The organism is Phytoactinopolyspora mesophila (assembly GCF_010122465.1).
Lineage (GTDB): Bacteria > Actinomycetota > Actinomycetes > Jiangellales > Jiangellaceae > Phytoactinopolyspora > Phytoactinopolyspora mesophila.
This window is the reverse complement of sequence record NZ_WLZY01000005.1, coordinates 236,107-257,314: the sequence shown is the minus strand read 5'-3', so window position 1 is coordinate 257,314 and position 21,208 is coordinate 236,107. Positions and strand designations below refer to the sequence as shown.

Here is a 21,208-nt window from a genome sequence, read left to right as displayed (position 1 = left end):
GAAGCCGGCCGGCCGAGAGGTGACCACTCGGGAAGGCCACGATGTGGTGCGGGGTGCGGACTAAGAACGACGGACCGCTACGTCCAATGCGGGCGCGAGATCACCGTGACCTGCGACGGCGACGTCGTCCAGCTCGAGCCACCGGGCCATGGAGATGAGTTCTGCCGAGAGCTCCGCGGCAGTCTCACCAGGGGCCTCCGGCTCGGCCCAGGCGGCCTGGACCCGGAGGACACCGGCCTGCCGGTCCGCTTTGAGATCGACCCGGGCCACCAGCTGATCGCCGAGCAAGAATGGCAGGACGTAGTAACCGTGCACGCGTTTGGGTTTGGGCACGTAGATCTCGAGCCGATACCGGAAACCGAACAGCGCTTCGGTGCGAGCGCGTTCCCAGACGAGTGAATCGAACGGGCTCAGTAACGCCCGGGCGTTGATCCGTCTGGGCATGCGCGCGTCCCAGAAAAGGAAGGCCGGCCGTTTCCAGCCCTCGATCTCGACCGGCAGCAGTTCTCCCGCCTCGACAAGCTCGGCCACAGCGGTGCGCGCTTGTTTGGGTGACAGGCGGAAGTAGTCTCGGAAGCACTGCTCGGTGCCTACGCCGTGCGCCCGGGCAGCCAGTCGGATGAGCTCGCGGTAGCTTTCTTCGGCCGACGGCGTCGGCGCGGCGAAGACTTCGGCAGGCAGCACCCGTTCAGGCAGGTCGTAGAGTCGGGCGAATGAGCTGTTGCGGCCGGCTGCCGTAACTCGGCCGGCCCAGAACAGGTATTCGAGGGCGGACTTGGTGTCCGACCAGTTCCATCCCCAGTGGTCCTTGGACGCCGGCGCGTCGTCCTGGATCTCACCGGCAGTGACCGGGCCTAGTCTCTTGACTTCGTCGAGCACCCACTCGACGAAGTCCGGCTTCTCCCGCGCGAGCTGCCGCATCCGTCCCCACGAGGCATCGTCGGCCTCGGCCATCCGGTGCCGGAGCAGCGGCTGGTAGCGGACCGGAACGAATGAAGCCTCATGCGCCCAGTATTCGAACAGCAGCCGCGGCGATCGGTTGGCGGCCTGATCCAGCAACGAACGCGGGTAAGGCCCAAGGCGGGAGAACAGCGGCAGGTAATGCGCGCGCGACAGCACGTTGACCGAGTCGATCTGGAAGAGCGCGACCCGGTCAAGGACGCGGCGAAGGGTGCGCCGGTCCGGCCGCACCGGCCGTGAATCAGCGAACCCTTGTGCCGCGAGCGCGATACGACGTGCGGCCGCCTGGCTGAGTGTCTCAGGTCGTGCCATGCCGCGGACGTTACCAACGCCAACCGACAGCGTCGGGCTGGTGTCTCGGTGATCGTTGGCGGCTTCGGGTTGCTACCGCACCGCCACGGCCCGCCAACGATCACGTTGCGGCGGCACAGAACCGCCAACGATCACCGATCAGGGGCTCGTCTAGACGTCGAGCCGGATCACTCCGTAGTCATAACCGTGCCGGCGGTACACCACGCTCGGCATCTTGGTATCGGCGTCGACGAAGAGGTAGAAATCGTGACCGACGAGCTCCATCTCGTACAGCGCCTGATCCCGCGTCATCGGGGTGGCCTTGTGCGTCTTCTCACGCACGACCATCGGCCCGTTTCGCTCGATCCGTACGTCCGGGTCGAACTCCGCGATAGGCTCCGACATCGGCGCCGGCTCGTACTCCGGGGCCGGCTCCACCACCGTCGGCGGCGCCGGTACGGCGGCCGGGCCGGAGGACTGGTAGCTGGCGCCGGCCGGCTCAGCCAGCGAAGCGGTCGCGGCGGCTACGGAGGTGGGCGTGCGGTTGCCTCGATGCACTCGGCGTCGATCGGCAGCCTTACGCATCCGTGCGGTCAGTTTGTCGAGCGCGAGATCCAATGCGGCGAATTTGTCCGCGGAGGCGGCCTCCGCACGGATAACCGGTCCCTTGGAGTAAACGGTGAGCTCGACACGGTCGCACTGGCCCGACTGACGAGGGTTGCGCTCTTTGGATACTTCCACGTCAACACGCATGACTTTATGGTCGAACTTCGTCAGCTTGGAGAGCTTCTCGGATACATGATCGCGGAAGCGTTCCGGCACGTCTATCCGACGGCCCTTAACGACGATATCCACTCGGGACCTCCCAATCTGGGGTACGCGGTCGAGGGAGCACCCGCGAGCAGAACAGCGACCCGGGCGTCCTGCCGAATCGACGAACGGACAACGGGTGCCATGCACAAACGTTAGCTCGTCGACGCTAGCTATACACGTCCATCTCGAATGTTCGTCACGTCACAGCAACCAGGGCGGGTGTCAGCGGGCGACGGCGACGACGGCTGCGCCGCAGGGTACGAGCCCGGAAGCGGTCAGGGCCCGCACACTTTCACGCAATGTCGACCCGGTGGTGACGATGTCGTCGACGACGATTCCGCACCGGCCGTTCAGCAGTTTGGGCACCGGGGCACGCACCGCCATCGCGCCACAGAGGTTGGCCGCCCGGGCAGTCCTGCCGAGGCTCGCCTGGTCGTCGACCTTTCGCACGTGCCGGAGTCCAGCCACCACCGTGGCGTCCTGCCCGGCCCGCCGGAGAACCGACGCGGCCCTTCGCGCCATCCGCAAGACCGGATCATGTCCACGTTTGCGCGAAGTGGACCGCCGGGAGGGGACGGGAATCAGCGCGACCGTGCGCCGGCCACACTCGGCACAGCCGCCGTCGCCCGCGAGGACAGCGGTCACCGCGATCGCCAGGGCATCACCGAGCGGCCGGCTGAGCGCCAGCCGGCCACGTTCCTTGTGCTGGACGATCATCGCTCCCACGGCACCGGCATAAGCCGCCGTGCCCGCGAACTGGATGCCTTCCGCGCCCGGCAGCTCCTGCCCCGCGGCGGCTGGACCTAATAGCTCGGCGCGGCAGTCGGAGCAGATCAGGCCAGGCTCAGCACCACATCCGGCACAGGCCGTACCGAGCATGAGCTCCCCGCCGGCCGAAGCCAGCGCGCTCAAACGTTCACGCAGAAGCATCTGGCGTCACACCTGTCGCTGGCCAGGAACAAGCGTCAAGGATACGCAGTGCTCGTTCCGTCGCCGATGTTGACCCAATGGGTCCGGGAGTCGTTCTCCATGATGTGGCCGCCTTCGGTGACCGCCACCAGCTTCTGCTGAGCCCCGGCGGAGATCGAGACAGCACCACCGGGCACCGGGCCACGGGGAGACCGCACGGCGCCGAAAACATCGAGGATGTACGACTCCGGGACTTCTTCCGCATCTTCGTCCTGGACGAGAACGACGATACGTTCTGACCCCGCCCAGCTCACATCCAGTGCGACACCGTCGGGACCGATCCGGCGCAGCTGCTCGATCGAGACGTAGTCCTGCGCCTCGCCGTCGTAGACCACCACCGCCAGGTAGGCGATACCGTCGATCACCAGCGCCATCCTGGTCCCGTCCGGCGAGATCGCGAGCCGGTCCACGTCCCGCATCTCGAGGTCCGGACCCCGGACGGCAACGGGCGTCGCGTCAGGACGCACAGCCACGACTTCACCTTCGTTGCCGTCCTGATTGACCGCCCAGATCAAGTCGTTGCGGTCCCAGGCGGGCGAGGTCAGCCGGCTCCCGTGCAGGATGGTGCTGAGAGGAGCCTCGGCGTCGAGGCCGGCGACCTGGAGTTCGTCACCCCAAGCCCCGACGGCCACCGCGCGATCGCCGTCCTGGTGAACGGCCACCTCGACAAGGTCTTCCGCGGTACCGAGCGGCCCCGGCACCGGCCGGAATTCGTCGTCCACGCGCAGGTTCATACCGCCGTCCTGAACGGCGAAGAGCCGTCCGCCAGCACTGGCCCGATCCGGATCGTAGCGTTCATAGTCCACGGTGCCGCCCGCGCCGTCGTCCTGGGACAGCAAAGACACGCCGGCGGCGTTCAACTGCACCTGCGTCACCTCGGACAAGCCGGCCAGGGTGCATGCGAGCTGCGCGGCCATCCGTGCCCGCTCGATCGGCTCGGTGTCTTGCGCGTTCTCCGACAGGTCGACCGTGGCGATACCGGTCTCGATCGGCACGCTGGAGACGCTCAGGCTCGCGTTCTCCGGGAACGCCGAGCGCACCGCCGGATCCAGCCAGTCAGACGGACCGTCGAGCAGCTGTTGCGCGAGCAGCGTGGCGACATGGCCGCGTTTGGGCACGTAGACCGGATCAGGCAACAGCACGTCGAAGGCTGGGTCGAAGAAGCAGACGTTGTGCGGCTCGAACTCCCGTTGGAAGTTGTCCTCGGAGATGATCGTGCCCGCCGGCGGATCCGAGATACGCCACTCGCCCGCCACCCGTTCGACAGGAAGGTCCAGCTCACGGGTCAAGCCGGCATCCTCGACGGAGTACGAGCCGTCGTTGCCCACCTCCCCGGAGACCGTCATGGTCACCTGGACGTAGGAATCGTCGACGACGTCGAGTGTCGGGCGTGAGCCGCGATGCACGGTGATGCCCTCCGTCGGATCCCATGCGGCCGCCGCATCCGGCGTCAAGAACTCTCGCGCGATCTCGTATCCGGGCTGGTAGGCGCTCAGGGCGTCCAGGAAGCCGTAGACGATGCCCGACGGATCGTCACCCGCGCGTGGAGCACCCGGGCTGAACGCCATCGACGACGTCTGTTCCTGCGCGCGCACCGGGTTCCCGGCGACAATCGGGCCGGACGTCGGAATCCCCGAACACGCCGTCAGCAGTCCTGCCGCTGTCAGGACAGCCAGGCACCCCAGGAGTCCACGCGGACAGGAGTGCCGGCAAGAGTGACGGGAAGCTTCATCCACCTCGGCTCACCTCCGCGGCCGGGACGTCGGCCTCTCCCGGCCCGCCAGTAGAGGCGTCGGCCTGTACTTCTTCGGTCTCGGTCCACGAAACCCCGCCGGACGGACTCAGCTGCCGGTACGCCGATCCGACACCGGGCGCCTGAACCACTTGCCCGCCCAGTTCCTCAGGCACCAAGCTCAACGGTGATGAGGTCAGCTCCGCCTCGGCCCGTCGCGGCAGCGTCAGACGGAACCTCGAGCCTTCCCCTGGCTCGCCCCAGGCCTGTAGCCAGCCACCGTGCAGCCGGGCGTCCTCGAGAGAAATCGACAGGCCCAGGCCGGTGCCGCCAGTGGTTCGGGTTCGTGCCCGGTCGGCCCGCCAGAACCGGTGGAAGACCAGCGAGGACTCACCCGGCTTCAGCCCGACTCCGTGATCCCGGACGGCCACCGCGACGGCGTCGTCGTCGGCTGCCACCCGGACCACCACATCACGGCCTTCACCGTGTTCCACGGCATTGACGACGAGATTGCGCAGAACTCTCTCGATGCGCCGGGCGTCGATCTCTGCCACGCAAGGATAGGACGGCATGTCGACGATGATCCGGCTCGCCTTCCGCTCAGCCAGCGGCTCGGCCGCGTCTACGACGGCATGGACCAAGTCGCGCAGGTCATGTCGTTCAGCGCTGAGGACGGCCGCACCGGCGTCGAACCGGCTGATCTCCAGCAGATCGTTGAGCAACGACTCGAACCGGTCCAGTTGCGTCTGCAACAGCTCCGCCGAGCGGCGCACCACTGGATCGAAGTCGCCTCTGGACTCGTGCAGAACGTCGGCGGCCATCCGGACGGTTGTGAGGGGGGTCCGCAGCTCGTGCGACACGTCGGACACGAACTGCTGCTGCATCCGGGAGAGCTCCTCGAGCTGCCCGATCTGGTGTTGCAGGCTAGCGGCCATCTGATTGAAGCTGCTCGCCAGCCGGGCGAGGTCGTCGTGCCCGCGTACCACCATACGCTCGGCCAGTCGGCCGGAAGAGAACCGCTCGGCGATCCGTGCGGCCAGCCGCACCGGCGTCACCACCTGCCGGGTGACCAGCCAAGCCAGCGCCCCGAGCAGGAGGAGAAGCAACAGCCCCGCGGTGACCAGAGCGGTACGGACCAGATCGAGCGCGTCCTGCTGTTCGGTGAGCGGGAACAGGTAGTACAGCTCGTAGTCATCACCGGTCGGAGTGGTGAGTTGTCCCCCCACCGCGAGGACGGGCAGACCGTCGTCGTCCGCCTCAACGGCATCGCCACGTGGAATGGCCGTGTAGGTCCGGAAGACCCGGGGCTCACCCTGCACGCTCTCGCGAAGCTCCTGCGGCACCACCTCACGGGCCCATTGGAGCTCGACACCATCGGAGGTGATGGACACCGCGTTGTCTTCCGATCCGAGCAGGACAACCTCGTAGAGCGCCTCGTCCGAGCCGGACTGGCTGCCGCTGTTGGCCAACCGGTCGCCGATGTCTCGTAACAGCGGGCTCCAGGAGCCAGTCGCGGTGTCAGCGGCGGCGTCGAGGTGACTCTGCGCGAAGTCGATGCCCGCCGACGCCTCGGCCACGGCGGAGTCGGCTTTGGCGTTGAGCAAGCCGTCGCTGATCTGCCGCATGAGAGTGGCGCCGAGGAGGATCACGACGACGAGCGAGAGCGCAAGCGTCGCCGTGATGACCCGAACCTGAATGGACCGCTGCCATGCCCCACGCACCGCCTGCCATGGACGCGCGAGCGCGCTGGCCATTTGCCTAACCTGCCCCTGCCTTGTAGCCCACGCCGCGAACAGTCACGACGATCTCAGGGCGTTCCGGATCGTTCTCGATCTTGGAGCGCAGCCGCTGGACATGGACGTTGACCAATCGGGTGTCCGTGGCGTGCCGGTAGCCCCACACCTTCTCGAGCAGTTCCTCACGGGTGAAGACCTGCCACGGGCGACGGGCGAGACACGCCAGGAGGTCGAACTCCAGCGGCGTCAACGAGACCGGCTCGCCGTTGCGCTTCACCGAGTGTCCGGCTACATCGATGGTGACGTCGCCTACCTGAAGCGTTTCCGGCTTGGGGTCGTCGGTGCGACGCAACCTGGCCCGGACCCGGGCCACGAGCTCCTTGGGTTTGAACGGTTTGACCACGTAGTCGTCAGCCCCGGATTCGAGACCGACCACGACGTCGACGGTGTCCGTCTTGGCGGTGAGCATGACGATCGGCACCCCGGACTCGGCGCGGATCTCCTTACAGACGTCGATACCGTCGCGGCCGGGAAGCATGACATCGAGCAGGACGAGGTCGGGTTTGAACTCCCAGAACGTCGGCATGACGTCGTCGCCACTCGTGACTATGGCGTGCTCATACCCCTCCCCGCGCAACACGATCCCAAGCATTTCCGCCAACGCGGTGTCGTCGTCGACGATGAGCACACGTCCCTTCATAGTCCATATGGTGACACTCCCAGCGCCCAACTGCGAGCACATGCCCTCCCAAGTGCAATGATGACTTCGGAAACGGCACACTTGGAGACAACCAACGGCGGGCGATCCGAGAGAGAGGAACCGATGTCGGGAACCGATGGCCCCCACGGGTGGGGTGAGCCTGACGGCGGTCGCGGGTGGGAGCAGCCCGGTGGCCAACCCCCTGCCAGTGGCCAGCCCTCTCCCGGTGGTCCGGGCCAACCGCCTGCCGGTGGTGCACACGATCAGCAGAACGGCTGGACCAATGCCCCTGGCTGGTCCTGGCGTGCCCCTGACGTCAAACCCGGCGTCGTACCGCTGCGGCCGCTCGGTGTCGGGGAGATTCTCGACGGTGCCGTCACCACCATCCGGCGCAACCCACGGGTGATGCTCGGGCTCTCGGCTGCCGTGGCGGTCGTGACTCAGCTCATCGGCATGCTCGTCATCTGGGTGCTGTTGGGCGAGGCCACCGCCCTGGACGATCTCGGCCGCGACATCACCGCGGATGAAGCTCTCGACTTCCTCGGGACCACCCTGGGCGGCGCCGCCATCCTGTTGTTCGTCACCTGGGTGGGCACCGTTTTCCTCACCGGCATGCTGACCGTCGTCGTCGGCCGGGCCGTCATCGGACAGGATCTCACTCTCGCCGAAACGTGGCAGCACGCGAAGCCCCGGTTGCTCCGCCTGTTCGGGCTGACGCTTCTCTACACCCTGATCTGGAGCGGCGCGATCTGGGCCGTGATGGCCGGAGCCATCGCGGTAGCCGCTGGCGGCAACGCCGGCGCTGCCGTCGCGCTCCTTGTCTTCGGCGGGCTCGCGGCCATGCTGATCGGCATCTGGCTCTACGTCCGGTTCGCGCTGTCTACCCCGGCGCTGATGCTGGAGACCACGTCACGTGGCAACGGATACCCCGTACCGATCGGCGTCATCGAATCCTTGCGGCGTTCCAGCCGCCTGGTCACGGGCTCGTGGTGGCGAGTGTTCGCCATCCTGCTCCTGGTGATGATCATCGTCTTCATCGTGGCCCAGGTGGTCAACGTGCCGTTCAGCCTGCCAGCAACGTTCGGCGACGGAGACATGTTCACCATGGCCGGGATGTCGTTCGGCGCATTGATGATCAGCACCCTGGGCGGCATCGTCAGCACCACGATCACCGCGCCGTTCAGTGCCGGCGCCACGGCGCTGCTGTACGTCGACCGCCGGATTCGCCGCGAGGCACTCGACATCGAGCTTGCTCGCGCGGCCAACGTGGAGCTCCCTGGCCGGCACGAGGGTTACGACCCAGGAGGGACGCAGCCGGGTTCGCAATGACTTTTTTGGCCAGCGCTCCGGTCGAACTCGACCGGGAGGAGGCACAAGACCTCGCCCGCCATGAACTGTCGCAGCCGGGTTACCAGCGAGAGGCGTCGCTGCCGGCACGGGTACTGGAATGGATCTTGGAGCAGTTCAACCGCCTGATCAGCGGCGCTTCCGATTTGATCCCCGGCGGCCTGGCCATCGTGCTGATCATGGTCGCCATCGTGACGGCCGCGGTGCTCGTCGTCCTGCGCACCGGCCCGCTGGCCCGGCGCAAGGCGGCAAGCGATCCGATCTTCGCCGGGAAACGCCGCACGGCCGCGGATCACCGCAAGGCCGCCGACGCCGCGGCCGACGCCGGTGACTGGACAACAGCGGTGCTGGAACGCTTTCGAGGCGTCGTCGTCCACCTCGAAGAGCGGGTTGTCATCGATCACCAGGTCGGACGTACGGCAGACGAGGCCGCCCGCAGCGCCGGTGAACGCCTGCCGGAGGCGGCCTCCGCACTCGCCGGAGGCGCCCGTCTCTTCGACCAGGTCCTCTACGGCGGCCGGCAGGGCACGTCCGACGACGACGCCGTGCTGCGCGAGCTGGACCGCCTTGTGCGTGGCGCCCGGCCGCAAGAGCCTGGCGGCACCAGCCCTTCGCTGGCGGTACCCCGATGAGCGCATCCGCGACCACAGCTCAGGCGCCGCCTGCCGCGTCGCCCGCCCCAGCGCCCCCGACTCCCGTTGGCCCTGATCTGCGCGAACGGCTCCGGCGATGGCGCTTCCCCATCCTGATGGTGGCGGTCCTCATCGTGTTCTCCTCGGTCATCACCATCCTGCAAGGAACCGGCCGTGGCTTCCTCGATCCCGACGGGGTCAATGCCAACGGCGCCCGCGCACTGATCCGCGTGCTGGAGCAACAGGGAGTCGAAGTTACGCCGGTACGCACCAACAACGACGCCGTGGCTGCCGCGGGAACCGATAGCACCATTCTCGTCACCGAGCCGGACCGGCTGCACTCAGAACAATTCGACGAGCTGGCCGCCAGCAGTTTGGACCTCGTGCTGGTCGCGCCCACCCGGCTCGACGAGTTCACGCCCGGTTACACCGTCTCCGGCGAGTCGTTCGACGAGGTCCTGGCGCCCAACTGTGACCTGCCCGTGGCCGAACGGGCCGGGACGGTCCGGCTCGGCGTGCGGTATTACGACGGCCCGGCCGGTACAACCACGTGCTACGACGGTTCGCTACTGATCGGCAGCACCGCCGGCGACGCCCGGCTCGTCCTGCTCGGCTCACACGCACCGTTGATCAACCGGTACCTGGACCAGGACGGGAATGCCGCGCTGGCCATGGGGCTGCTCGGGCAGAACGACCACCTGATCTGGTACCGGCCCAGCTACCAGCCACCGCCGGGCACCGAACAGAGCGTCGCCGAGCTGCTTCCGGACTGGGTGGTGGCGGTGTCGTGGCAACTGGTGATCGCGGTCGCCTTCGCCGCCTGGTGGCGGTCCCGGCGCCTCGGTCCCGTCGTCGCCGAACCGCTGCCGGTCGTCGTCCGGGCCGCGGAGGCCACGGAGGGGCGTGCTCGTCTGTACCGCCGCGGCCGCTCGCGGGGGCATGCCGCGGCCATACTCCGGGACGCCACCATTCGCCGGCTGCAGCAACGGCTCGGACTTCCCCCGGGCGCTCCCGCCCACGAGGTCGTCGCCGCCGTGACCGCTCACTCCACCTGGGCACCCCCCGACGTCGCCGATGCACTCATAGGCTCCGACCCAGCAGACGACGCCGCACTAGTCCGCCTCGCGGACACGCTAGATGCACTCGAACAGGAGGTACGTTCATCGTGACCGAAGCGTCCGATGCCGCAACCAGCTCGTCCGGCTCCCCGGAGCAAGCCAGGTCCGCGCTAAGCGCCGTGCGCGAGGAGGTGGCCAAAGCCGTCGTGGGGCAGGACTCCGTCGTCAGCGGCTTGGTGATTGCGCTGCTTTGCCGCGGCCACGTGCTGCTCGAAGGTGTTCCCGGGGTGGCGAAGACGCTGCTCGTGCGCACTCTGGCCGCGTCGTTGGAAGTGGACACCAAGCGAGTCCAGTTCACCCCGGATCTCATGCCCGGTGACGTCACCGGATCGCTGGTCTATGACGCGCGCACCGCTCAGTTCTCGTTCTCGGCCGGGCCCGTCTTCACCAATCTGCTGCTCGCGGACGAGATCAACCGGACGCCACCGAAGACGCAGTCCTCCCTGTTGGAGGCGATGCAGGAGCGGCAGGTGTCCGTCGACGGGACCCCGCGGGCACTGCCCGATCCGTTCGTCGTCGCCGCCACCCAGAACCCCGTCGAATACGAGGGAACGTACCCGCTGCCGGAGGCGCAGCTGGATCGGTTCCTGCTCAAGCTCACGGTGTCGCTGCCCGGTCGTGACGACGAGATCAGCATCCTGCAGCGGCACGCGGAGGGGTTCGATCCCGGCGATCTGGCCGCCGCCGGTGTGCGGCCCGTCGCCTCTCCAGCGGACCTGGAAGCGGGACGGGCAGCCATCTCCGGGGTTCGTATCGCCCCTGAGGTGATCGGGTACATCGTCGACGTCTGCCAGGCGACCCGGGATTCGCCGTCGGTGCAGCTCGGCGTCTCACCACGTGGCGCCACGGCGTTGCTGAAGACCTCACGCGCATGGGCGTGGCTGTCCGGGCGGGACTTCGTGACCCCCGACGACGTCAAAGCGCTGGCCGGGCCCACATTGCGGCACCGGCTGGCGCTGCGCCCCGAAGCGGAGATGGAGGGCATCGGCGCCGACTCCGTGCTGGACTCGATTCTGGCGACAGTCCCGGTGCCGCGCTGATGGTTCTGTCCGGCGGAGTCGCACTGCTGGCGGCGCTGGCCGCCGTCGTCGTCGGTGTCGCGATGCCGACGTTCACGGGCATCCTCGCCGCCACCGGTGTGGTCCTGCTGATCGTCGTCGTCGACGCCGCGCTGGCCGGCCCGGTGCGTCCGCTGCGGTTCACCCGGAGCGGCGACACAACCGTGCGCCTGGGTGCCTCTGCGACCGTCACACTCACCGTGCTGAACCAGGGCCGCCGCCGGGTTCGGGGCGTGCTACGCGACGCCTGGCCGCCGTCAGCGGGTGTGGTGCTTGACCGCTTCGACGTCGATATCCCGCCCGGGGAACGGCGTGTGGTCACCGTGGAGCTGCTCCCCTCCAGACGAGGTGACCGGCCCGCCGACCGCGTCACCGTCCGCAGCATGGGCCCGCTCGGATTGGCGGGGCGACAAGGCTCACATGTGGTGCCGTGGACCGTGCGGGTGCTGCCTCCGTTTCATGCCCGCCGGCATCTGCCGTCGCGGCTGGCACGGTTGCGCGAGCTCGACGGCCGCTCGGCGGTGCAGATCCGCGGCGCGGGTACCGAGTTCGATTCCCTACGCGAGTATGTCGTCGGCGACGACACCCGGTCCATCGACTGGCGGGCCACCGCGAGGCGCGGCGACGTCGTCGTACGCACATGGCGCCCGGAACGCGACCGGCACGTGCTGGTCGTGCTCGACACCGGGCGCACGTCGGCCGGCCGCGTCGGCGACGCGCCGCGACTGGACGCCGCCATGGATGCCGGACTGCTCCTGGCCACCCTGGCCGCCCGGGCGGGCGACCGGGTCGAACTCCTGGCATACGACCGCCGGGTGCGGGCGGCGGTCGAACGGCCGGCGGCCAGCGAGGTGCTACCGCGAATGGTGAACGCGCTGGCCACCGTCGAGCCCGAACTGCTGGAAACCGACTATCGCGGTCTAGCCGCCGAGATCCGGGCCCGGGCCGGGCGGCACGCGTTCGTCGTCATCATCACCGGGATCGATTCAGGCACCGTTGAGCAGGGTCTGCTCCCGGTGGTGGGGACACTGGCCGGGCGGCACACGGTCCTGGTCGCCGCGGTTGCCGATCCCCGGCTGGCCGAGATGGCTGCCGCGCGTGGCGATTCGGCCGCCGTTTACGCGGCCGCGGCCGCCGAACACGACCGCCGCGGCCGCGAACACGTGGCACAGATGCTGCGGCGGCGCGGTGCACACGTGGTCGACGCCGATCCGGACGACCTACCACCGGCTGTGGCCGACGCCTACCTCGATCTCAAGGCCGCCGGCCAACTCTGACCCTGCCCCGCCTAGATGATCATGTTTGGTGGGTTTTCCCTTGCGTCACCATGCCTGCAGGCCTATCAAGGCACGAGAAACCCGAGCAATGATCAGGCGCGGGCCCATCCTCGGCGCCACCCGGCTTATCCAGCCGGCGAGTCATGAGCATGGCGCAACCGGGTGGGGTGCGTATTTGCTTCGGAAAAATATGTCGGTATTATTTTTCCATGACACGACACCTCTCCGAGAACGACCGCCGGCGCCAGGTCGCTGATGCGCTGCTCCACAGTGTCGCCGAGCACGGACTGGACCGCACCACCATCCGGCGCGTCGCAGATACTGCGGGCGTCTCCGTCGGGCTCGTGCAACGCTACTTCAAGACCAAAGATGAGCTGCTGCGCTTCGGCATCGAGCACGTCTACCAGCGCACGATCCAACGTGTCGACTCGGTACCGATCGAACCCCCGGTCCGCAATGTAGTCGTCGGCATAACAGAGGCACTGCTCCCACTCGACGACGAACGAGAGCGCGAGAGCCGAGTATGGCTGGCGTTCGTACAATCGTCACTGAGCGATGACGCACAGCAGCAAACACATCTGAGCGCGGTCGCGTCGCTCGTCGACGGGTTACACCGTGCATTCGAAGGCGCCCAGCGGGCCGGCGAACTGGCTGAATCCGTCGACGCAGGCCTGGAGGCGCGCACGCTGGCCGCCTTCGTCGACGGTCTATCGCTCAATCAGGTGGCCAGCAAGTCACACTACGATCGGGCCGTCATTCGGGCCGCGCTTCACACGTACATCGACCGCCTTTTCCGGGACGGTGCGCCATGAGCGGCGGGCTCGTCGCCGCACTTGCCGGGCTCAGCCTGATCGACAGCACGAGCTTCGGGACTCTCCTCATTCCCATCTGGCTTCTACTCGCACCAGGCCGGATCCGCCCCAGTCGCATCGCCGCCTACCTCGGGACGGTGGCCGCGTTCTACTTCGTCATCGGCCTCGCCCTGGCCGCAGGTGCCGACGCCGCACTCCAGGCCGGGCAGAACGCGCTGGGAAGCATCCCCGAGACACCGTTGCGCCTGGCACAACTGGTGCTGGGGTTGGCGATCATCGCGCTCAGCTACTGGCTCGAGGCGCGCATCAAGCAGCGGGGCGACTCCCCCGGACGGCTACAATCCTGGCGTTCCAAGGCGATTACGGAGAACCGTCAGGGTGGCACGGGCACCCTGACGAAGCTTGCCGTGACCGCCACCAGCATTGAGGTGGCCACCATGCTGCCATATCTCGTGGCCATCGGACTTCTCACCGCCGCAGACCTCAGCCCCGCCGCCTACGGCACCGCTCTAGCCGGCTACTGCCTGCTGATGATTATGCCCGCGGTTGTCCTCACCGTCGTCCGGATCGCCTGGCACAGTAAGGCGGAAGCGACACTGACCAAGATCAATGCCTGGTTTACACGCCACAACGCCAAGGCCGTGGGGTGGACCGTCGGCGGCATCGGTATCGGGTTGAGCGTCAATGCCATCATCAATCTGCTCGTCGCCTAGCCACGTCCCCTGCCCATGGCGGTCGGCCGACACAGGTTTTCTCGTGCATCACCATGCCTGGACCCATGGTGCTGCACGAGAAAACCCACCAAACATGATCATCTAGGCGGAGCGACAGCGGGTCAGGCGGCTGTGGGGAGGGCGTCGCCGCGGGCGGCGCGGTCGAGATCGCCGACCTCACCGGCGGCCACCGCACGCCGTCCGTAGGTCCAGACGTAGGCCAGAAACGCGACCAGCGCGGCCACACCCACCGCGATGCGTGCCCACGTCGGCAGGCCCGAGGGCGTCACGAACGCCTCGATGATGCCGGAGATCAGCAACACCCCCACCAGGCCGACCGCCAGCCCCACAGCTGAGCGGCCGGCACGGGCCAGCGCATCGGTACGCCGCAGCGGCCCGGGATCAATCACCGTCCACCCGACCTTCAACCCCGCGCCCGCAGCGATGAACACGGCCGTGAGTTCAAGTAGCCCGTGCGGAGTGATCAGCCCGAGGAAGATGTCCAGCCGCCCGGCCGAGGCCATCAGACCGCCCGAGACGGCGACGTTGGCGACGTTGAGCAACAAGATGACGACAACCGGCACGCCGAGGAACACCCCGAGAATCAGACAGGCTGTGGCAACCCAGAGGTTGTTGATCCACACCTGCGTGGCGAAGGAAGCAGCTGGCTGTGCCGAGTAGTAGTCCTCGAAATCATGCTCGACGAGCTGGCGGATCTCCTCCGGAGCCGCGATCGCCAACTGCACGTCCGGGTTCGCCGCGACCCACCACGCCATGACCGTGGTGAGTGCGACGAAGGCGACAGCCACGGTGATCCACCAGCGCCGGTTCTGGTAGACGGCAGCCGGGAAACTCACCGTCAGGAACCGGACGACGTCGTTCCACCCCGGGTCTCGCGCGCCCGTCACAGCCGAGCGTGCCCGGGCCACCAGGCTCGACAACTTGCCCAGGAGCACGGCGTCCGGCGCGGACGAACGCACCATGGCCAGGTGAGTGGACACCTGGCGATAGAGCCCGACCAGCTCGTCAGCCTCAGCCCCGGACAACCGGCCGCGGCGCCGCAGCAGCGATTCAAGCCGGTCCCACTCATGCTGGTGAGCGGCCACGAATGCCTCGACGTCCACACGTGTCCCTTCGACGATCAAACAACGCTACCGGCACACAGGCCCGATTGACGGCCACACAGCCAACGCCCTTGACGCTACCAATCCCCGGCTGATGACGGAGAAGCTCATCACACGGAGTTGCGCGTGCGCGGAGAAGCCAGGCGTTGTTCGAGGAGGCTCCGGGTTTCCAGTTGCTGTCCCGTGCCCGGGAAGATCCGCTGGTGCGGCAGACTGGTCGGTATGAACGACGTGGTGACCGGCGAGGCAGTACCCCTCGAACTCCGACTGGCCAAGCTTCCGTCGCGGGCGCTGTCCATCGCCATCGACGCCGCGGTCTACGCGGTGTGCGGCCTGGGACTCTACGCGCTCGCCGGCGCCGTACTGCCCGCGCTCGACGCGGCTCTGGCCACCGCGCTCGGTCTGGCCACCACGATCACCCTGCTGGTGGCCGTCCCTGCGACGATCGAGACGCTTTCCCGCGGCAAGTCGTTCGGTAAGTTCGTCCTCGGGCTCCGGGTGGTTCGCGACGACGGCGGACCGATCCGCGCCCGTCATGCGCTGGTGCGGGCCCTGAACGGTGTCTTCACCGACTTCGTCGTCACCTTCGGTGTCGGCGCCATCTTCTGCTCACTGCTCAATCAACGCGGCAAACGGATCGGCGATGTCATGGCCGGCACCGTCGTACTGCGCGAACGGATCCCGCAACAACCCGGGCTGCCGGCCGTCCCATCGGAACTCGCGGGCTGGGCCCGCACTCTCGACCTGTCGCGGCTGCCCAATGATCTCGCACTCGACGCCCGGAACTATCTCATCCGCTGGCAGCAGATGGCGCCGGAGATCCGCGACAGTCTCGGTGCGAGGATCGCCGGACAGGTGGCCTCGGTGGTCAGCCCTCAGCCACCACCGGGAGTTTCCGCGCCGGCGTACCTGGCAGCTGTGCTGGGCGAGCGAGGCCGGCGGGAAACTGTCCGGCTGTCCGGGCAATCCACACCTCCACCACGGGCCGACGCGCCGACCGGCTCGCCGTTTCACACAACACCCGGCGACGCATCGCCCGGAACCGGATCCGCGCCAGAGGCACCAGCCCACCCTGCGGGCATGTTGCCCGCACTACCCGGCGCTCCCGCCGGCAACACACGACCGAACGACGATTCCCCCTCGCGGGACGCCGGCCGCGAAGAAGGCCCGGCCCATTCTGACCGGTCGGCCGGCCAGAATGCCGAGACGACGCGCAACAGCAGCGGCTTCGTGCCGCCGGCTTGATCCAGCTCCCTCGAACGACAGTCTTCATGGCCGCACGGCCGGAAGGCTGTCGTGAGCGGCGGCCGGGCTAGGCCGTAACCCGGTCGATGATCAACGGCAGCAGGTCCGGCCTGGCATTGGATGGCGCGATCTCGTAAGCGCCCTCAAGTGCTTCCAGCGCCCGCTCGAACCGCTGTGGCTCGTCGGTGTGCAACGTCAGCAGCGGCTCACCCCCAGCGACATGTGCTCCGGGCTTGGCATGGATCTCGACACCGGCTCCGGCCTGGACAGTGTCCTCCTTGCGAGCGCGTCCCGCGCCGAGGCGCCAGGCGGCTACGCCGACCCGGTAGGCGTCGAGCTGAGCGAGCACGCCGCTGGCGGGGGCCAGCACGGTGTGAGTCTCCCGCGCGCTGGGCAACGGCGCGTCCGGCGCCCCGCCTTGCGCCATCACCATCCGCCGCCAGACGTCCATGGCTGAGCCGTCCTTGAGCGCGTCGGCCGGATCGGTTTCACCGAGGCCGGCGGCGGCCAGCATCTCGCGTGCGAGCGTCACCGTGAGCTCCACGACGTCCTCCGGCCCGCCACCGGCGAGCACCTCGACGGATTCGCGCACCTCCAGCGCATTGCCGACGGTGAGGCCCAACGGCGTCTGCATGTTGGTCAGCAGCGCAACCGTGCGCACCCCGGCATCGGTTCCGAGCTGGACCATGGTGCGCGCCAGTTCCGTAGCGTTTTCGGCATCCTTCATGAACGCGCCCGAGCCGACCTTGACGTCTAGCACCAAAGCACCGGTGCCCTCGGCGATCTTCTTGCTCATGATCGAGCTGGCGATCAACGGGATCGACTCGACCGTGCCGGTGACGTCGCGCAGCGCATACAGCCGTTTGTCCGCTGGCGCGAGGTCGTCGGTGGCGGCACACACCACAGCACCGGCCTCCTGGACCACGGCCAGCATCTCGGCGGCGGACAGCGACGCCCGCCACCCACTGATCGACTCGAACTTGTCCAGGGTGCCGCCCGTGTGTCCAAGCCCGCGCCCGGAAAGCTGCGGGACCGCCGCACCACACGCCGCGACAGTGGGCGCCAGCGGCAGCGTGATCTTGTCGCCTACGCCACCGGTGGAGTGTTTGTCCGCGGTGGGCCGGGCGACTCCGGACCAATCCATCCTGGTGCCCGAGCGGACCATCGCATCTGTCCATCGCGCGATTTCCCGCCGGGACATCCCGTTCAGCAGGATGGCCATCGCCAATGCGGACATCTGCTCGTCCGCGATGGCGCCGGATCGGCCGTCACCAGCAGCAGCGCCGCGCGCGTAGGCCTCGATGACCCAGTCGATCTGGGCGTCGGACAATTCCTCGCCGTCGCGCTTGGACCGGATGATGTCGACCGCGTCGAAGTCAGATGCGCTGCTCATGACCTAACGATGCCCGACGCCGGCCCGGGTGACCAGCGCGTCAGCAACGAGCGAACACGCAGCCTCTGGTTCCGTGTATTAGGGTCGCGCGCTTGTGTCGTCGTCGAGACCCGCCCGCTGCATTCCATCGGCCGTCTGGACCGGCGCCGGCGAGCGCGCTCCAGCCCACCCGGAGTCTGCGAACCGGTAGCCCGCCGCCGTGAGCCCGAACCCGGCGGCGATCACGCCGAGAGCTATGTACGAGTGCCCGGACGCGGGCATGAACAGCGCCGCGACACCGGCAGCGGCCACGAAGGTGGCGTTGAACGCCACGTCGTAGAACGAGAAGACCCGGCCGCGAAACTCGTCGTCGACGTTCTCGTGGATCACCGTGTCGACGACGATCTTCACCCCCTGGGCGGCTACCCCGAGCACGGTGGCCACCACCGCCAGTGCCGGGACGGTCAGCAACACACCGGGAGCGAGAGTGATCATCCCCGCCGCGGCGAGCAACGTCACCGCCCAGGTCTGTTTGCTCATCCGGCGGGTCGCCGCGGGTGTGATCACTGCGGCGAGCGCGAAGCCCGCCCCGGAAAGCCCCAGCAGCATCGCCAGCGTGCCGAGACCCGCGTCGACGTCGTCGGGATGGTGGAAATGATTCCGGGCCAGCAAGATCGCCATGACGAGCGTCAGGCCGTAGAAGAAGCGGCTCGACGCCATCACCGCCAGTCCCAGAAACGCCGGCCGGCGCGCGACCACGTGCCGCGCGCCCGAGACCATGCCGCTGGCCACCTGCCGCACCGCGTGCCCGACGGCGATCTGCACGGCGCCCGGTTCCGGGCCGAGCGATCGCCGCCCGAGCCTCAGTGCCAACAGGCCGGCCAGCAGATAGACGGCCGCGCCGACCATCACAATCGGGCTCTCGGCAGAATTTTCGGCCTCCGACCCGAGCAGCCAGCGCTGGGTCACATACCCGACGCCGACGCCGGTCATGACAGCGACCGCGCCGGCGGTCGGCGCGATCGAATTCGCCATCACCAGCTCACGACGCGGCACCACACGCGGGACCGAGGCGCCGAGGCCGGCCAGGATGAACCTGTTCAGCGACAACATGAGCAGCACGGTCGCGACGAACAGCAAGCCGACGTTGTCGCTCATCACCTGCCATGCGACCACCAGCGTCAGTCCGGCGCGGAGCAGGTTGACGTACAGCAGGACCTGACGTCGCTGCCATCGGTCGAGCAGCACGCCGGCGAACGGCCCGACAAGTGAATACGGCAGCAGGATGACGGCGAAGGCCGCGGCGGCGGCCGGTGCCGTGGTCTGGCGCTCCGGGGAGAAGAACACGAACGAGACCAGGGCGACCTGCAAGACGCCGTCGCCGAGCTGCCCGGCGATACGTACGGCGAACAGCCGCCTGAACCCGGGCCGGTGCAGCAACGTCCACACGTCGGAGCAGACCCTGCTCATGGTTGCTCATCTCCGTGACGCCGGCCGGACGCGGTCACAGGCTGAACGCCTGCGGAAGCACCTGCGACATGCTCAGCACGCCCTCGGGGGTGTCTACGAGCAGTTCCGGGCCCCCGTGCTCCCACAGCAGCTGCCGGCAACGCCCACACGGCATGATCGTCTCACGCTCTTCACCACCCACACAGCTGAACGCCACCAGGCGGCCTCCGCCGGTGGCGATCAAGGACGACACCAAGCCACATTCGGCACACAACGTCAGCCCGTACGACGCGTTCTCCACGTTGCAGCCGGTGACGAGGCGGCCGTCGTCGACCAGTGCGGCCGCGCCCACAGGGAACGACGAGTACGGCGCGTATGCCCGGTACGACGCTTCCGCGGCCGCCGCGCGCAATCCCACCCAGTCGAAAGTCTCGTTCATCCCTCATGTCCTCCCGTCATCCCCGCCCGTGATCATGAGCGGAAATCTGCTCCACGTCCGGTGATCGTGAGCAAATCTGAGTCACCATAGCGGCCGGATATTGCTCACGATCACCGGCGCCGCCAGCGCGAATCAGCTCATGATCACCGGTTAATGTTCTTCGCCCCGGCGGTACCGCATACCGTCGGCCGCCGGCGGCCTGAGCCGTTGAGTGGCAGTCGCCAGCACAGCCAGGGTCACCAGGTACGGCGTCATGGTGGTGACCTCACGCGGCAGCGCGTCGAGTGTCCCCCACGCCAGGATGGTTGCCCCGGCAAGCACCAGCAGGACAGCGCTGAGCACGTACCGGCGCCGGTAGAGATCCCACACGCCCACAGCCGCGAGGATCAGCCCGACAAGCAGAAGCAGCGCCAGCACTGCCGCGGACGTCGATGCCCGCAGCCGAACCGCATCCGCGTAACCGAACAGCCCGGAGCCGGCGAGGAGACCGCCTGGTCGCCAGTTCCCGAAGATCATGGCCGCCAGACCTATGTAGCCTCTCCCCCCGGTCTGCCCCTCCCGATAGGACTGCTCGAACATAACCAGCATGAACCCACCGAGGCCGGCCAGCGCACCGCTGGCGGTCACGGCCAGATACTTCATCTTGTAGACATTGACACCCAGCGATTCCGCCGCGACCGGGCTCTCCCCGGCCGAGCGCAGCCGCAGCCCGAACGCCGTGCGCCACAGCACGAACCACGCGAGCGGGATCATGGCGACGATGATCAGCGTGAACACCGTAAGACCGCTGGTGAGTCCGTGCAAGATGCCGCCGAGGTCGGAAAGCACCGGCAGATCGGTATCTTCCAGCCGTCTGAGCAGGTTTGGACCGGACGACAGGATCGGAATGTTGAACGTGTCCACCGAACCCAGCGGCGGAGACATGGTTGGCCCGCCGCCCTCTGTGCTGTCGGCGTACACGGCTTCGGACAGGAAGCGCACCAATCCGGCTGCCACCAGGTTGATGGCCACGCCGCTGACGATGTGGTCGACACCGAAGGTCACAGTGGCCAGCGCATGCAGCAGCCCACCGAGCGCGCCGCCGATGAGCGCGCCGAGCAGCGCTCCCCACGGGCCGTACTGCCAGCCGCCGAACCCCGCACCCCAGGTGCCGAGGATCATCATTCCCTCGAGACCGATGTTGATGACACCGGCCCGCTCGGCGACCAGTCCGCCCAGCGCGCACATCGCGATGGGCAGGGCGAGCGTGAGCATCGCGCGCGCCGTCCCGCTGCTGGTCAATACCGTCTCACCGGTGATGACACGCACCGCCGAGATGGCCACCAAGCCGAGTCCGGCGATCAATAGCGCCTTTTGCACCCGCGACACTTGGTACTTGACGCCGTCGGGCTCTGTCTGAATCGGCATGGCGGGTTGACCGG

Annotated in this window: 19 protein-coding genes; 8 read left to right on the top strand and 11 right to left on the bottom strand. The window is 67.9% G+C overall.

Annotation, left to right across the window (positions count from 1 at the left end):
* Positions 1 to 60: 60 nt before the first annotated feature.
* The 6 genes from F7O44_RS16045 to mtrA all read right to left on the bottom strand — a co-directional run bounded on the left by F7O44_RS16045 (position 61) and on the right by mtrA (position 7,201).
* Positions 61 to 1,272 carry a winged helix-turn-helix domain-containing protein gene (locus tag F7O44_RS16045; protein WP_162451271.1) on the bottom strand — a complete coding sequence of 404 codons (1,212 nt, stop codon included), beginning with the start codon at positions 1,270 to 1,272 and terminating at the stop codon, positions 61 to 63.
* 150 nt (positions 1,273 to 1,422) lie between these two features.
* On the bottom strand, positions 1,423 to 2,106 hold the full coding sequence (gene hpf, locus F7O44_RS31920; RefSeq protein ID WP_162451270.1) for a ribosome hibernation-promoting factor, HPF/YfiA family: 684 nt from the start codon (positions 2,104 to 2,106) through the stop codon (positions 1,423 to 1,425).
* 180 nt (positions 2,107 to 2,286) lie between these two features.
* On the bottom strand, positions 2,287 to 2,994 hold the full coding sequence (locus tag F7O44_RS16035) for a ComF family protein (RefSeq protein WP_162451269.1): 708 nt from the start codon (positions 2,992 to 2,994) through the stop codon (positions 2,287 to 2,289).
* A gap of 35 nt (positions 2,995 to 3,029) precedes the next feature.
* Positions 3,030 to 4,769 carry an LpqB family beta-propeller domain-containing protein gene (locus F7O44_RS16030; protein WP_162451268.1) on the bottom strand — a complete coding sequence of 580 codons (1,740 nt, stop codon included), beginning with the start codon at positions 4,767 to 4,769 and terminating at the stop codon, positions 3,030 to 3,032.
* Positions 4,762 to 6,519, bottom strand: coding sequence for an MtrAB system histidine kinase MtrB (gene mtrB / locus F7O44_RS16025; protein ID WP_162451267.1), 1,758 nt, complete (start codon positions 6,517 to 6,519; stop codon positions 4,762 to 4,764). The genes F7O44_RS16030 and mtrB overlap by 8 nt, the downstream gene beginning before the upstream one ends.
* A 4-nt stretch (positions 6,520 to 6,523) precedes the next feature.
* Positions 6,524 to 7,201, bottom strand: a complete 678-nt coding sequence (mtrA, locus tag F7O44_RS16020) for an MtrAB system response regulator MtrA (RefSeq protein ID WP_162451266.1) — start codon at positions 7,199 to 7,201, stop codon at positions 6,524 to 6,526.
* 123 nt (positions 7,202 to 7,324) lie between these two features.
* Here mtrA and F7O44_RS16015 point away from each other — a divergent pair, with 123 nt between their 5' ends.
* From F7O44_RS16015 to F7O44_RS15985, 7 genes are all read left to right on the top strand, one after another.
* Positions 7,325 to 8,530, top strand: a complete 1,206-nt coding sequence (locus F7O44_RS16015; protein ID WP_162451265.1) for a DUF7847 domain-containing protein — start codon at positions 7,325 to 7,327, stop codon at positions 8,528 to 8,530.
* On the top strand, positions 8,527 to 9,180 hold the full coding sequence (locus tag F7O44_RS16010) for a DUF4129 domain-containing protein (protein ID WP_162451264.1): 654 nt from the start codon (positions 8,527 to 8,529) through the stop codon (positions 9,178 to 9,180). The genes F7O44_RS16015 and F7O44_RS16010 overlap by 4 nt, the downstream gene beginning before the upstream one ends.
* A complete protein-coding gene (locus tag F7O44_RS16005) occupies positions 9,177 to 10,349 on the top strand; it encodes a DUF4350 domain-containing protein (RefSeq protein WP_162451263.1) in 1,173 nt (390 codons plus the stop codon). The genes F7O44_RS16010 and F7O44_RS16005 overlap by 4 nt, the downstream gene beginning before the upstream one ends.
* Entirely contained in the window at positions 10,346 to 11,338 is a 993-nt protein-coding gene (locus F7O44_RS16000; protein ID WP_162451262.1) for an AAA family ATPase, read from the top strand. The genes F7O44_RS16005 and F7O44_RS16000 overlap by 4 nt, the downstream gene beginning before the upstream one ends.
* On the top strand, positions 11,338 to 12,633 hold the full coding sequence (locus tag F7O44_RS31175) for a DUF58 domain-containing protein (protein WP_162451261.1): 1,296 nt from the start codon (positions 11,338 to 11,340) through the stop codon (positions 12,631 to 12,633). Before F7O44_RS16000 ends, F7O44_RS31175 begins: the two co-directional genes overlap by 1 nt.
* 209 nt (positions 12,634 to 12,842) lie before the next feature.
* Positions 12,843 to 13,445 carry a TetR/AcrR family transcriptional regulator gene (locus tag F7O44_RS15990; RefSeq protein WP_162451260.1) on the top strand — a complete coding sequence of 201 codons (603 nt, stop codon included), beginning with the start codon at positions 12,843 to 12,845 and terminating at the stop codon, positions 13,443 to 13,445.
* Complete coding sequence (locus F7O44_RS15985; RefSeq protein WP_162451259.1) at positions 13,442 to 14,158, top strand: GAP family protein; 717 nt, start codon at positions 13,442 to 13,444, stop codon at positions 14,156 to 14,158. The genes F7O44_RS15990 and F7O44_RS15985 overlap by 4 nt, the downstream gene beginning before the upstream one ends.
* Positions 14,159 to 14,280: 122 nt before the next feature.
* Here the strand turns inward: F7O44_RS15985 and F7O44_RS15980 are convergent, their stop codons facing one another.
* A complete protein-coding gene (locus tag F7O44_RS15980) occupies positions 14,281 to 15,282 on the bottom strand; it encodes a stage II sporulation protein M (protein ID WP_162451258.1) in 1,002 nt (333 codons plus the stop codon).
* A gap of 222 nt (positions 15,283 to 15,504) precedes the next feature.
* Between F7O44_RS15980 and F7O44_RS15975 the strand changes: the two genes are divergently transcribed.
* Positions 15,505 to 16,527, top strand: a complete 1,023-nt coding sequence (locus F7O44_RS15975) for an RDD family protein (protein WP_162451257.1) — start codon at positions 15,505 to 15,507, stop codon at positions 16,525 to 16,527.
* A 67-nt stretch (positions 16,528 to 16,594) separates the two neighbouring features.
* Here the strand turns inward: F7O44_RS15975 and F7O44_RS15970 are convergent, their stop codons facing one another.
* The 4 genes from F7O44_RS15970 to F7O44_RS15955 form a co-directional block, all read right to left on the bottom strand.
* Positions 16,595 to 17,920 (bottom strand): thymidine phosphorylase, encoded by a 1,326-nt coding sequence (locus F7O44_RS15970; protein WP_162451256.1) that lies wholly within the window; start codon positions 17,918 to 17,920, stop codon positions 16,595 to 16,597.
* 78 nt (positions 17,921 to 17,998) lie between these two features.
* A complete protein-coding gene (locus F7O44_RS15965) occupies positions 17,999 to 19,369 on the bottom strand; it encodes an MFS transporter (protein WP_162451255.1) in 1,371 nt (456 codons plus the stop codon).
* Between the two features lie 34 nt (positions 19,370 to 19,403).
* Complete coding sequence (locus F7O44_RS15960; RefSeq protein WP_162451254.1) at positions 19,404 to 19,787, bottom strand: cytidine deaminase; 384 nt, start codon at positions 19,785 to 19,787, stop codon at positions 19,404 to 19,406.
* Positions 19,788 to 19,937: 150 nt separating this feature from the next.
* Positions 19,938 to 21,194 (bottom strand): ABC transporter permease, encoded by a 1,257-nt coding sequence (locus F7O44_RS15955; RefSeq protein ID WP_162451490.1) that lies wholly within the window; start codon positions 21,192 to 21,194, stop codon positions 19,938 to 19,940.
* Positions 21,195 to 21,208: the final 14 nt, after the last annotated feature.